11 protein-coding genes and 1 pseudogene are annotated in these 12,789 nt (G+C 46.0%); 3 read left to right on the top strand and 9 right to left on the bottom strand.

What is annotated here, in order from left to right:
- The 3 genes from AC1DUA_RS09860 to AC1DUA_RS09850 form a co-directional block, all read right to left on the bottom strand.
- The coding region (locus AC1DUA_RS09860; protein ID WP_477499562.1) for a hypothetical protein at positions 1 to 83 on the bottom strand (83 nt) is incomplete at its 3' end.
- 79 nt (positions 84 to 162) lie between these two features.
- Positions 163 to 1,395 carry a protein translocase subunit SecD gene (gene secD, locus AC1DUA_RS09855; RefSeq protein ID WP_477499561.1) on the bottom strand — a complete coding sequence of 411 codons (1,233 nt, stop codon included), beginning with the start codon at positions 1,393 to 1,395 and terminating at the stop codon, positions 163 to 165.
- Between the two features lie 101 nt (positions 1,396 to 1,496).
- Complete coding sequence (locus AC1DUA_RS09850) at positions 1,497 to 1,859, bottom strand: post-transcriptional regulator (protein ID WP_477499559.1); 363 nt, start codon at positions 1,857 to 1,859, stop codon at positions 1,497 to 1,499.
- Between the two features lie 166 nt (positions 1,860 to 2,025).
- Here AC1DUA_RS09850 and spoVB point away from each other — a divergent pair, with 166 nt between their 5' ends.
- Entirely contained in the window at positions 2,026 to 3,591 is a 1,566-nt protein-coding gene (gene spoVB, locus AC1DUA_RS09845; protein ID WP_477499558.1) for a stage V sporulation protein B, read from the top strand.
- 1 nt (position 3,592) lies between these two features.
- Here spoVB and AC1DUA_RS09840 read toward each other — a convergent pair whose 3' ends face one another.
- A complete protein-coding gene (locus AC1DUA_RS09840; protein WP_477499557.1) occupies positions 3,593 to 4,285 on the bottom strand; it encodes a DUF421 domain-containing protein in 693 nt (230 codons plus the stop codon).
- Positions 4,286 to 4,391: 106 nt separating this feature from the next.
- Entirely contained in the window at positions 4,392 to 5,732 is a 1,341-nt protein-coding gene (locus AC1DUA_RS09835; protein WP_477499556.1) for an SLC13 family permease, read from the bottom strand.
- A 100-nt stretch (positions 5,733 to 5,832) separates the two neighbouring features.
- Here AC1DUA_RS09835 and AC1DUA_RS09830 point away from each other — a divergent pair, with 100 nt between their 5' ends.
- Positions 5,833 to 6,222, top strand: a complete 390-nt coding sequence (locus tag AC1DUA_RS09830) for a TIGR04086 family membrane protein (RefSeq protein ID WP_477499555.1) — start codon at positions 5,833 to 5,835, stop codon at positions 6,220 to 6,222.
- Positions 6,223 to 6,316: 94 nt separating this feature from the next.
- The gene (locus AC1DUA_RS09825; protein ID WP_477499554.1) at positions 6,317 to 7,156 is read left to right on the top strand and encodes a phosphatase PAP2 family protein; all 840 of its coding nucleotides are present in this window, start codon (positions 6,317 to 6,319) and stop codon (positions 7,154 to 7,156) included.
- 48 nt (positions 7,157 to 7,204) lie between these two features.
- Here the strand turns inward: AC1DUA_RS09825 and yajC are convergent, their stop codons facing one another.
- The 4 genes and pseudogenes from yajC to AC1DUA_RS09805 form a co-directional block, all read right to left on the bottom strand.
- The gene (yajC, locus tag AC1DUA_RS09820; protein WP_477499553.1) at positions 7,205 to 7,513 is read right to left on the bottom strand and encodes a preprotein translocase subunit YajC; all 309 of its coding nucleotides are present in this window, start codon (positions 7,511 to 7,513) and stop codon (positions 7,205 to 7,207) included.
- A gap of 15 nt (positions 7,514 to 7,528) precedes the next feature.
- Positions 7,529 to 8,668 (bottom strand): tRNA guanosine(34) transglycosylase Tgt, encoded by a 1,140-nt coding sequence (gene tgt, locus AC1DUA_RS09815; RefSeq protein WP_477499552.1) that lies wholly within the window; start codon positions 8,666 to 8,668, stop codon positions 7,529 to 7,531.
- Between the two features lie 44 nt (positions 8,669 to 8,712).
- Positions 8,713 to 9,654, bottom strand: a pseudogene (gene queA / locus AC1DUA_RS09810) (tRNA preQ1(34) S-adenosylmethionine ribosyltransferase-isomerase QueA); the annotation flags it as partial.
- The gene (locus tag AC1DUA_RS09805) at positions 9,627 to 11,441 is read right to left on the bottom strand and encodes a SpoIID/LytB domain-containing protein (RefSeq protein WP_477499560.1); all 1,815 of its coding nucleotides are present in this window, start codon (positions 11,439 to 11,441) and stop codon (positions 9,627 to 9,629) included. The pseudogene queA and the gene AC1DUA_RS09805, both read right to left, overlap by 28 nt.
- Positions 11,442 to 12,789 lie beyond the last annotated feature (1,348 nt).

Below are 12,789 nucleotides of genomic sequence, written 5' to 3'. Positions count from 1 at the left end.
TTATCCAACTGCTTGCCTACGACCAGATCGATATTCGTTCCAGCTTTGAAATCGACCCCGAAGTTCATCCCCGAGATCAGCATGACAACTAATCCTACAACAAGAAGAGCAATCGAAATACCAAAAAATCTGTTGCGTGATCTTACAAAATCAAACTTGTTCTTAGAGTCCACGGATCTCTGCCTCCTTCACACCGAAATAACTTGGCTTTTTGAGCAAGTTGCCTCGTATGATCAGATGAAGCAGCCATCTGGAGAAAATAACGTTTGTTAAGACACTGATAATAATACTTAACATCGTGATTACCGCGAATCCGCGAATTGCGCCGTTCCCTACATAGTAAAGAACAATACCGGCAATCAAGTTCGTAACGTTAGCGTCCATGATTGTACGGAAGGAATGCTTGGAGCCTGCTTTCAAAGAGGAAAGGATGCTCTTGCCCGCGCGAATTTCTTCACGGATTCTTTCGTATGTAATAATGTTCGCATCAACCGCCATACCTGCTCCGAGTACAAGGGCCGCAATACCCGGCAGCGTTAAGGTTGCATTCATAAAGTCGAAGACCGCGAGAAGAACCCAAACATAGGTAATTAGTGTGAAAGCTGCAACTAGTCCCGGTGCACGATAATACAGGACCATGAAGAGGAAAATCAGGATCGATGCAATCAAACCAGCTCGCGCTGTTTGGTGCAAGGAGGCTTGTCCAAGCGTCGCATCAACACGTTGAATATATTTTTCGGTTAACTTTAGCGGCATTGCCCCCAAGTTAATCATTTTCGCTACTTTAGTCGCTTCCGTTACACTTGTTTGTGTAATGATAGCGGAATCGCTGTCGATTGGGAAATTAACAGATGCCGTCGATTGCACTTGATCATCCAAATAGATGGACAAGGTGCTGCCAACAAGCTTTGTCGTAACTTCCTTGAATTTCTCTCTGCTTTTCATTTTGATTTCTACAATCGGCTGTTTCGTATTCGGATCGTAGCTTAATTTCGCTGCGTTTTCCACGAAATCAGTACCATTCATGTAAACTGTCCCATCCGGACCTCTGAAGGTAAGCACAGATGGCTTGGACATCAAGCTTCTAACTTCTTCCTCGTTCTCAACGCCCGCCAAACGCACACGAATCCGATCTGATCCTTCTGTGTTGACTTCAGGCTCTGCTACGCCAAGGGTGTCAGCCCGTTTGGCAAGACTTTCAGCCGCTTGCGTAAGCGTTTCCTTCGTTAAAGGTTGCCCAGCCGTTAGAGGCTCCGCGGTATACAAAATTTCAAAACCGCCTTTTAAATCCAATCCAAGCTTGATTCGTTCTACAAGTCTAGGGCTTGTTGCTCCGATTGCGCCGAGAACAATAACAACCGTTAGAAAAAAGAACGATATTCTTTTCCAATCCAGCATCTCTTGCTTGTCTCCCTTCGATACTCAATATGCCTATTATATACAGGTCTGAAAATCGAGTCAATTTAAGTCGTTACATGAAAAAATAAGCCCTATTCTTAGAATTGGGCCCCTTTATACATGCTTATCGTCATCCAGTTCATAAACTGGGTCGATTTCAGTGATAAAATGTCATTCACGATTTGATGTAGAGAAGGGACTCCCGTTTTACGGTATTTGTCACTCACACAATCCCAGATCTCTTTTCCAGTGACATGTTCATAGCCAAGCAGTACAAATTCTTCAACTTTGCTCAAACATAGATTCTCAATGACCTCATTCAGTTCAAGATCAGAAAGTGCAACTTCAGCTTCCTCCTCGTCTACATTATCGGGGGCTGACTCACTTTCACTTTCCTCTTGCTGTGTATTCGCCTTGTCCTCAGGATGATGAGGAACTTGATCATTATCTTCTCCATTCATAGAGAGATCCTCCTAAGGTCAGTTTATCATGGTTAACTCGTCATCTTATTCGATATTCACCTGCCTATTTCCTGCCTAGCTTTGACCTGTCCATAAAATGTTAGCATGAGCTTGACCAACTCTCGCATATTCATAAGGTAAGACAAGTATCGGAAGAGGGTATGGCATGACCAAGCAGTCATTTATCAGGGGCACGATGATTCTTTTGGCCGCAGGCATTTTGAACCGTATTCTCGGCTTCATACCTAGAATTACTTTGCCGCGTGTCATCGGCGCAGAAGGCATTGGCATTTATCATATGGGTTGGCCCTTCCTCTCCGTCATTCTGACGATCATAACAGGAGGAATCCCTGTTGCGATTGCCAAGCTGATTGCCGAGGCCGAAACCGAGCAGAATGAATCGAGAATTCGCAGTATTCTTCGAATTTCTTTAGTGATCACAATTAGTCTGAGCATCCTATTTACAATTGCTTGCGTCGCAGGAGCTTCTTGGATCACCTCCCATCTGTTAACCGATTCACGCGTTTATTACACGTTCCTGTGCATGAGTCCAATGATCCCGATTATCGGGGTCTCCGCTGTTTATCGCGGTTATTTTCAAGGCAGACAGAATATGATTCCCACGGCAACCTCTCAGATCATGGAAACATTGATTCGCATTGTGATGGTGCTTGTTTGCTCGTATGTAATGATCCCTTACGGGATCGAATATGCCGCCGCTGGCGCTATGGTAGGCGTTCTTGCCGGTGAAATCGGCGGACTAGCCGTCCTGGCCATCCATTTCAAGTATGATAAGAAATCGTCCCCGAAAATACCTGCCGCCCAAATCGGCACATCGAAAACGAATGGGGCGATGGCTAATTTCAAGCGCATTATGCGCATTTCCATCCCGATTACGGGCAGTAAATTAATTGGGGCAAGCTCCTATTTGTTCGAATCTATACTAATTGCACAAAGTCTAGCTATCGCAGGCATCGCCACTTCGCTTGCAACAGCGCAGTATGGTGCGTTGCAAGGGATGATTATCCCTATCATTCTGCTGCCAAGCGCACTGACAATGTCTTTATCCGTCTCGCTCGTCCCTTCCTTAAGTGAAGCCGCTGCTCGCAAAGATATGAAAACCATTCATGCCCGCCTGCATCAATCCTTAAAACTTGCTTTGGTCACAGGTGCTCCCTTCGCTGTCATCATGTTCGTGCTGGCTGAGCCCATCTGTAGGTATATGTACAATCAACCCGATGTGGGTGTCATGCTGAAAATGATGGCTCCTATTGCCATATTCATCTATTTCCAAGCACCCCTGCAGTCGACTTTGCAAGCTTTGAACAAACCCGGATCCGCATTGATTAATACCTTAATAGGCTCTACCGTCAAGCTTATTCTTATTTATTGGCTGGCAAGCAAGCCAGAGCTTGGTATTCAAGGAGCTGTTTTTGCCATCAATGTAAATATCGTGCTGGTTACGCTCCTGCATTGGAACAGTGTTGTGCGCTTGCTGAAGTTTCGTATGGAGGGCAGTGATTTCGGGAAAATTGGAGCGGCTATGGCCCTCTCAGGTCTATGCTGTTACTTCATCATGTATATCCCGTGGACTTCAGTTGAATGGCTTCGTTTTATAACCTCATCACTCGTAGGGTTTATCGTTTATATGTTTTCCATTACGGTTTTTCGATTGATTAGTTTGAAGGATCTAACCCGGATTCTGAACATGGGCAAAAAGATTATCCGTTAGCCTATCTCTTACGGTCAAGAAACATTCTGCCTCTGTGATCAATGGAGCAGTAAAATACTTCTTTGAAATCGCGCGCTCCCTTGAATTGAAGCTGATTTTTTAGCCAAAATCTCGTTTTTCCAATTTTCTCTAAATTATCATCCTGTACTTTGCCATCCATAATGAGAGGCAGCGGAAGACCTTCATAACGAATCGTGCCTTTAAGGCCTTGTTCGTCAATCGCTGTCTCTGTCTCCTTAGCTTTCAAGCTTTTCTCCACTACGCTTAACTTCCCCGAAGGCTCAAGAACGGCAAACTCCACGTCCGCGACATTCATGATCTTGTTTTGCCTTAACTGCTGCATCAAATCATCCAGATTGTAACGRTGTTTCTTCATTTCCTCACGGTCGATCAGCCCTTGTTTGATAATAACGCTAGGTTTCCCGTCAAATAAAACGCGGAGATTCCTATTTTTCAACGTTACATAGGCGATGAAGATTTGGATGAGCACCAGTGTCGCCATCGGGACAATCCCATCCATAATAGGCTTCTTTACATCTTCAAGCACGAAAACAGCAATTTCTGCAATCATAATCGAAATCACCAGATCAAACAGCGATAACTTCCCGATTTCCCGTTTTCCCATGAGGCGGAGCATTAGAAAAACGACAAAGTAGATCAGCACGGTACGTAAAAAAATGGTCAGAATATCCATCGATAGCCTCCCTGATCTAAGCTTCTTGCTTGTTCTCGGAGTTCACTGGTATTCTGACCGCTCATGCACTTCATCATGCAGAATTTACGTATTCAATTGTTGGGAATTACAACAGAAATAACTTGAAATAGATTGTAGCTACGATGAATAAAACCAAGGAAATAGGCCCTGCAATCATGAAATAATTGCGAGAATTCAGCCCTCCTCCTTCTTGCTCGGTGAGCGCAGCCGCATACATGTTCGAAATCGAACCGAAGAGTGTAACTCCGCTTCCAATGGCCGTACCTACAATGATTGACCACCACAGAGGCTGGATGGATGCTTGGGAAAAACTCTGTATTTCCGTTCCTAAATGTTCGATCACCGGAATCATAGCCGCGGTATAGGGTACATAATCCACAACCGATGATCCAAAACCAGTTAGCCATAACAAAAGGATAGACAAGAATGAAACAGAGCCTTGGCTCAACTCTAATCCTCTGACAGCGATGAATCCCGATATCCCGGCATACGTTAATCCACCAACCATGATAAACAATCCTAGGAAAAACAAGCCTTGAGTTTCGAGTATCCCACTCCAGACGGAGCGGTAGTCCCTCTTTTTAATTAGCTCGATTACGTCATTGTAGTTGAGCGCGAGCAGCGCTACTGCTCCACCTGCAGCAATATAGGATGCTTGCCAGCCCAGAATACCTTGCAATAAAAAAGCCAGTAATGTTGCTCCGGAAATGATACAACCACCAACAAACTGGACACGATCTTCCGTTAAGTAAGCATCGGGCTGTAAGCTAAGAACCTCCCGCTTGTACGTTTCTGGGATAATCATTTTCCTTCCATAGAGAAACCAAATCGCGAGGTACACGATGGCCAGCATGAGAATAACAAGCGGTCCGATCTTCATAAGCATTTCACCCGTTGTTATATGCTCGGCTGCACCAATCATCCTATTGGACCAATTTCCCAAAAGTGTTGCTGATCCACCTAGATTCGCGGATAACAGCACAGCAATTAGAAAAGGAACAGGCGATAGTTTCATCATCTTTGTTGTTTTGAGCAGTATCGGAACGATAACAGCAATGGCGAGCAAAGCGTTTAACAGGCCAGAAGTTACAGCCGCCAGCATCGACAAACCTATTAGTATCGTAAAGGGCTGTAACCGAAACACGCGTATAATTTTACTAGCAGCAAAAGCGATAAGTCCTGTTTTCTGAAAAAGGCCAGCAATCACAAATAAACTAATAAGAAATATAAGAACATGCCAATTTGCGTAGGTTGTAAAAGCCTTTCCAATCGGAATAACGCCCAGCAGGAGCATCAGCATTGCCCCTCCAAGCGCCGTATACATACGGTCCCACTTCTCAATCAAGATACAAACATAAGCGGCAACAAAAATAATAAGAGCTGCAACAGCCTGCCACAGAGCCGGTCCTTGAGAAAATTCCGTCATAATTATTCACCTTCCCTTTGAACAGTCTGTACTAATTCTATGTGCTTGGCCATACAATGATGATAATGAAAAGAACGAATATACGAAAGGATTGGTGCCTATGAACCCCATGAAAACGGTCAGTCAGGTTCGAATAACATCTCCTTTATTTTCCGGACTTGCCTATTCATTAAGCATGATGACAATTGGGACAATAGTAACATCGTTATTTTTGCTGCTAACTAGCACACAAGAGAGCTCCTTGCATACGTTAACTACAATTATCCACACTGCAGCGCTGTTTATCGGAGGCTGGGTTTCAGGCAAAAGAGCTGGTAACCGCGGCTGGTACCACGGGGGACTCGTCGGATTCGTCTATTTTATCCTTATTTTCTTGGTTGGCTTTCTAGCTTTTGACGCAGGACTTAATCTTCAATCCCTGCAATTGCTCGGTATTTTATTTGCAGCAGGAGCACTTGGAGGCATCCTTGGCGTTAACACGAAGAAATAAGACGTTTCCGTGAAAATATCACCATCCCCCTTTGATTGTGGTATAATATCATAGTTATATTCGCAATAATTTCCAATATTAGGGGGAAATCACCATGAGCCCGTTTCAGTCTATGACACATGCAACGGTCTATATAGTAATTACTGTCATTGTTTTTCTAATTGCCGCGACACGAAAAAACCCGTTCGTCATCGCCGGAAGCTTCGTTCAAGAGATATTCACTTCACGGAAATACTTAATCCACTTCGCAGCTCTCATCACGATCCTCTTTTTTAATAAGCTCGAGATGTGGGTCGAAAAACGAATTGACTATAAAGCTGATTTTACCAAATCTATCTATAGCATAGAAGGAAACTTTGTTTCAGCGATTCAACATCTCTTCCATAATGATATATTGACAGTGGTAAGCAGTTATTTCTATGTCGTGATCTTTCCATCCGTCATGATTACATCCATCGCCCTTTATACATTCCAGAAAAATTATAAACTGTTCTACGCGATTTGTTACGCACTCATGTTCAACTATATGGTTGCCATTCCGTTTTATCTGTTTTTTCCAGTTAACGAAGTATGGTCGTTTCATCCGAGTGTTAAGCTGCTAATTCTGGATGTATTCCCAACCTTCGAGCAGGACTATCGCCCTCTATCGGGACTCGATAATTGCTTTCCTAGCTTGCATACGTCGATCTCCGTATCGATGGCTGTCATTGCCGTGAAAAGCCGCAGTACATTCTGGAAAATTTTCGTGCCGATTTCCTCAGCGTTTATCATTTTCACCATTTTTTATCTGGGTATCCATTGGTTATCCGACATGTGTGCCGGTGTTGTGCTCGGTGTTGTAGCCGCAAGATTGGGACTCCGCATTTCCGAAGGGCGTCTGATTCTTGGCGAACAAGCGCTGCTTAAACGATCATTGAAAAACAATGAGCTTTAAAACCCAAACAAAAAGCGAGAGCCTGATGAAGGTTCTCGCTTTTTTATTTTATTCCTTTGCTGTTGTTTGTGAAACAGCATTGATGGCAGAACGATCAAAAGTCATTTTCGTTGCATCGTTGACACGAAGCACACAAATGTCGTCAGTGATCTCCATAATTGTTCCGTGAAGACCGCCAATCGTAACGACCTTATCTCCTTTTTTCAAAGAGCCCAGCATTGAATTACGTGTTTTCTGTCTTTTTTGCTGTGGACGAATAAGTAAGAAATAGAGAACCACGAACATGAGCACTAACGGCCCGTATGTATACAAATATCCTACCGCTCCAGTATTCGCAGTTTCAGCCAATAGAAACATAGGTATCCTCCTCTCTTAAAATCCTCTTTCATTATCATTCAGCCCATAAGATGCAAAGAATTCATCACGGAAATCGAGCAAGCGATCTTCCATAATGGCCCCCCTTACGTCACGCATAAGCTGTAGTAGAAAGTGAAGGTTATGAATCGTAGTCAATCTGATTCCAAAAGTTTCATCCGCTTTAATTAAATGACGAATATATGCTCTGCTGTAATTTGTGCAGGTATAACACGAGCATTTGGGATCCAGTGGGCCAAAATCAGTCGCATGCTTCGCATTCCGAATCACAAGACGGCCTTCGCTTGTCATGCAAGTCCCATTTCTGGCGATCCTTGTGGGAAGTACGCAGTCGAACATGTCGATCCCGCGGATAGCGCCTTCAATTAAAGCATCGGGTGAACCCACGCCCATCAGATAACGTGGTTTGTTAGCCGGCATCAAAGGTGTTGTATAATCGAGTACTTCATACATCAAATGCTTAGGCTCTCCAACGCTCAGTCCACCAATAGCATACCCCGGGAAATCCATGGAAGTCAACTGCTCCGCGCTCATTCTGCGCAGGTCCTCGTGCATCCCACCCTGGATAATTGCGAATAATCCTTGGTCTTCCGGTCGTCTGTGGCTTTTCAAACAACGCTCTGCCCAACGTGTCGTACGCTCCAATGATTTCTTCACATAATCGTACTCTGCCGGGAACGGTGGGCACTCATCGAAAGCCATCATAATATCAGAACCAAGGGCGTTTTGTATCTCCATCGCTACTTCAGGCGAGAGAAAAAGCTTGTCACCGTTCAGATGCGATTTAAATGTAACGCCTTCTTCGGTGATTTTGCGCATGTTGCTCAGACTAAACACTTGAAACCCACCGCTATCTGTTAAAATAGGGCGATCCCAGTTCATGAACTTGTGCAATCCGCCCGCGGCTTTTACGATTTCATGACCAGGACGAATGAATAGATGATACGTATTGCTCAAAATAATTTGAGCATCCATCGTTTTCAACTCTTCTGGGCTCATTGTTTTCACCGTAGCTTGCGTGCCTACCGGCATGAAAGCCGGTGTTTCAATGACTCCATGCGGGGTGTGAACCCGACCCAAGCGGGCACCGGATTGTTTACAAGTTTTAATCGGTTCGTACGTTACTGCTGCTGCCATTACATCCACTTCCTATTCTAAACTTCCTCTAGTCTTTGTTTCTTCTAGTAAATAAGCATGGCGTCCCCAAAGCTAAAAAAGCGATATTGCTCTCGAACAGCTTCTTCATAAGCCTGCATCACATTCGTCCTCCCGGCTAGAGCGCTAATCAGCATAAGCAGGGTTGATTTCGGCAAATGAAAATTCGTTAAAAGAGCATCCACAACCCCAAAGGTATAACCTGGGTATATAAAAATACTCGTCCATCCTTGTGAGGGTTGAATAATGAATTGCCCGCCAGCTTCGGCTCCTGCTTGCTCACGGCTGAGACCTGCAGCGGTTTCCAACGTTCGTGCAGAAGTCGTTCCTACAGCAACAACGCGGTTACCTTTTGCTTTGGTTTCATTGATCGCCGCTGCTGTTTCAGCAGAAAGCACATAATATTCCGCGTGCATTTGATGCTCTTCAATGGTGTCTACAGACACCGGACGGAACGTTCCTAAACCCACGTGCAGAGTGACGAACGCGAGACGAACTCCCTTCGCTTTCAGCTTATCCAAGTAAGCCTCAGTGAAGTGAAGGCCTGCCGTCGGCGCCGCGGCTGAGCCCTCGTGCTTCGCGTACACAGTTTGATAGCGTTCCCTCTCAGGCAGCTGCTCCTTAATGTAAGGAGGCAGGGGCATTTCTCCTAATCGATCCAGAATTTCATTGAAAATACCCTTATAACTAAATTGAAGCACGCGTGCTCCCATATCTCCAACTTCAACGACTTCCGCCGTCAATAGCGGCTCTTCATCTTGCGCACCATCCTGGTTGATGCCAAAAACGGCTACAGCCCCCAGCTGCATACGCTTCCCTGGCTTTACCAGAGCTTCCCAGCGATCTTCGCCGAGCTGTTTCAAAAGCAAAAGTTCAACCTTAGCTCCCGTGTCTTTCTTCACGCCAAAGAGCCGTGCTGGAATGACTCGTGTATCATTCATCACGAGCAAGTCCCCGGCCCTAAGCCATGACCGTAGCCTGTGCCGCGGAAGACAAATTGATTGCTGCCTTGCACTGGTGTAACGGAAGGTGTACTGGGAGTTCCTGGTGTGCCGGACTTATCCATTGGTTTAGCCAATCCTGTAGTGCCTAATGCTGTCAAATCCGTCTGGTTTAGTACAGTGGGCTGCGATTGATTACCGGAGAGCACATAGACGGAGTCGGCGCTGATAGTGCCTGTTTGGGCACTTCCTCCCCCCACGATCGCCAGATTCGTTCCTTGTGGGGTACTACCAGTATAACTGCCTGCTCCTTCAATTTCAAACAGTGTGCTGGGCAAGCCACCAAGCACAGTGCGCAGAGCATCAGGATATGGCACTTTCACCACAACGCCATTCGCTTTGAGCTCCGTAACCCTTCCAGAAGGGCCTCGTGCAGATATCTCTAGTGATGTTAGATCTCCGTTAACCGAAACCCCTGCCGCTGTTAATTTACTTTTCATTTCACTCGCTGTATAAGGGCCCCTCATCCATGAGTAGGCATTGGACTCTTTTTCCTGACCTACAACTAGTACTCTTTCCTTAGCCGCAAGTTGATCGATTGAGGGATTCGCTGTATTGTCCACGTACGGCGCCAAACGAACATTTACGTTTTGATCGGTAGACTCATAGTAGGGAGTACCGTTTTTGTCCTTCTGGCCGCTATCTTTCAAATACTCAGCCGAAACATAGCCCAACCTGCCATCCGCCAATTGAATGCGGTACCAGGTTGCTTTGCCATTTTCCGCTCCCTGATCAGGGCTAGCCACACTGCGCAAATAACCCACAGGATTTCCCCAAACCTCGGATGGATCTGCTGTCTTCCCACCGGAATTCGATGAGAACACAGGTGAAATCAAACCGCTTTTGTCTGAAATAACTTCATCTTTCGTGGCATCAACCGCTTGATTGCCAGCTGCGAATTCTTTTTGCATACCGTAATAAGCTTGATCTAGCGTCGTATCCRTCACTTGAGCGATTTCATATTTATTTCCCTGCTTGATAGCAAATGTGCGGGCAGCAACCGCTTGGGCCTTCAACGCCTCTGCCGGCCATCCAGAGCTAAGCTCCGCTCCCAACACGCCATATAAGTATGACTCCATCGGCACTTCATTCACCAATGCTAATTTATTCTGATATGTACTTATTTCCATGTCGCCACGATACTTGCGGTCTGCTTTCTCTTTCACGGTGATCGCTTCACTTTTGGGGTGAATCAACGTTTTTTGCTGACCTGTTCCTGCTGCGAAATGTGGGACGGGTGTGGTTCCATTCGGCGACGCCGTTACGTCTGATTTGCGAATGAGATAGGATGCCTTAGTATTCGCGGTTTGCAAAGGTACTGCGGGAACCGCTCGCATAGCCGCCTGCTTCACCACTTCTAACTGGGCAGGAGTTGCTTCGTTGCCAATCCATACACTATAAGCTGGTTTTCCTGTCCCATCTTCTTGCAACGCCAAGTCCGCTTGAATTCCAGCTCCTGTATACATAGCCGCTTGCTGCAATGCAGCAGTCTCTGACGCAAACACACCCGCACTTAAGTGAAGCKGCCCTGTTACCACAGGGGGAGCTTGCTTCGTGAACGCAGCTACAGTTGCATCCCTAATCGCTTGAGTTGAAGCGCTTTCTGCTGCTTCGTTCGTAGGGAAGCTGCCGTAGAATACCTGGAACACCGTTTTCCCTTGCTTCACCCGACTTAGCACATAACCATCTGCTGACATCGTAGCAAGCTTCGCACTTAAGCCTTTAGCAGCAGCAAAATCCGTCGTTTCCAGCATCATGACACTGTACTGATCTAGCGACGTGCGGATGGTACTATCTTGCACGGAAAGCCATAGTTGTTCGGGCACACCTGCTGAACCACGTATACTAATATCGACTCCGCCTGTCGAGCTGAGCGTGGTAACCGGTTCTATTAATTTATATTTGGCAGAATCTATGAATAAGGCAACACGCACTTCATCCAAATGCGATACTCCTGCTGCATACGCAGGGATAGCCAGCACTGGAACTGTTCCAAAAGTTAAAGCAGCCGTCGTAATTAAAGCTAATGTCCTAGGGGCTAACAGCTTTTTTGTTCGTTTCATTCGACAATATTTCCTTTCTTTTGCAGCATTCTATTAAGTTAGACTCTAGTAAGGCGTAGAAGTTTTGTTTGGTAGTAGAATAAAATGGCAGAAGTGAGGAAATGGCCATGGATTTCGCCTATGGCAACTCAGTTTTCCGCCCCCCTTTCCACGAATTGCTGCTCAGCTCTTAGCTCACGTCGCTAAAGGTCGAAGGAAGAACATCAACAATAGTAATCAGCTAGTTAAAGTGCCATGAATCCCACCAAACAGCAATTCATCAGCTGCTGTGTAAGCCACTGTTCTGTTACGGACTCAGGAGCCGTTATTTGGGCAAATCCGGCTGGATTTGCGATGCTATCGGACCGAGGAGGCGTTATTCATGGTCTTTGCCGTTGTTTTGGGCAAGATCTTGTTCAATAACGGCTCCTGAGTCCGTTAGATATTAATCCTAGCCCAAAAGTGGCAAATAGGGTTATCTCAGTCCGTTAGCCAGCGGGCTGATGCTCACACGGAGCAAGCCGGCGGGCTGGTGCTCTCAGAGAGCAAACAAGCGGCTGGCGCCCCAAGATGGTGAGCTAGTGCTCGATGGGAGCTTAATAGTCCGAGGGAAAACATCGACTATAGTAATCAGCTAGTTAAAGTGCCATGAATACACCATTATGCTCTCAGCCATCAGCTCCTTGTTCCCATCAGTAAGCGCTCAGCCGTAAGTCCTCGTCCCACCAAACAGCAGTTCATCAGCTGCCGTGTAAGCGACTGTTCTGTTACGGACTCAGGAGCCGTTATTTGGGCAAATCCAGCTGGATTTGCGATGCTATCGGACCGAGGAGCCGTTATTCATGGTCTTTGCTGTTGTTTTGGGCAAGATCTTGTTCAATAACGGCACCTGAGTCCGTTAGATATTAATCCTAGCCCAAAAGTGACAAATAGGGTTATCTCAGTCCGTTAGCCAGCGGGCTGATGCTCACACGGAGCAAGCCGGCGGGCTGGTGCTCTCAGAGAGCAAACAAGCGGCTGGCGCCCCAAGATGGTGAGCTAGTGCTCGATGGGAGCTTAA

This window comes from Paenibacillus sp. 01T422 (assembly GCF_056398785.1).
The sequence above is the reverse complement of the archived record's forward strand: the minus strand, read 5'-3'. Positions and strand labels throughout refer to the sequence as shown.

Coding starts and splice junctions, on each gene's coding strand:
- AC1DUA_RS09850 (WP_477499559.1), bottom strand. CDS start 1,859: ATGAATGGAGAAGATAATGATCAAGTTCCTCATCATCCTGAGGACAAG.
- spoVB (WP_477499558.1), top strand. CDS start 2,026: ATGACCAAGCAGTCATTTATCAGGGGCACGATGATTCTTTTGGCCGCA.
- AC1DUA_RS09835 (WP_477499556.1), bottom strand. CDS start 5,732: ATGACGGAATTTTCTCAAGGACCGGCTCTGTGGCAGGCTGTTGCAGCT.
- AC1DUA_RS09830 (WP_477499555.1), top strand. CDS start 5,833: ATGAACCCCATGAAAACGGTCAGTCAGGTTCGAATAACATCTCCTTTA.
- AC1DUA_RS09825 (WP_477499554.1), top strand. CDS start 6,317: ATGAGCCCGTTTCAGTCTATGACACATGCAACGGTCTATATAGTAATT.
- yajC (WP_477499553.1), bottom strand. CDS start 7,513: ATGTTTCTATTGGCTGAAACTGCGAATACTGGAGCGGTAGGATATTTG.
- tgt (WP_477499552.1), bottom strand. CDS start 8,668: ATGGCAGCAGCAGTAACGTACGAACCGATTAAAACTTGTAAACAATCC.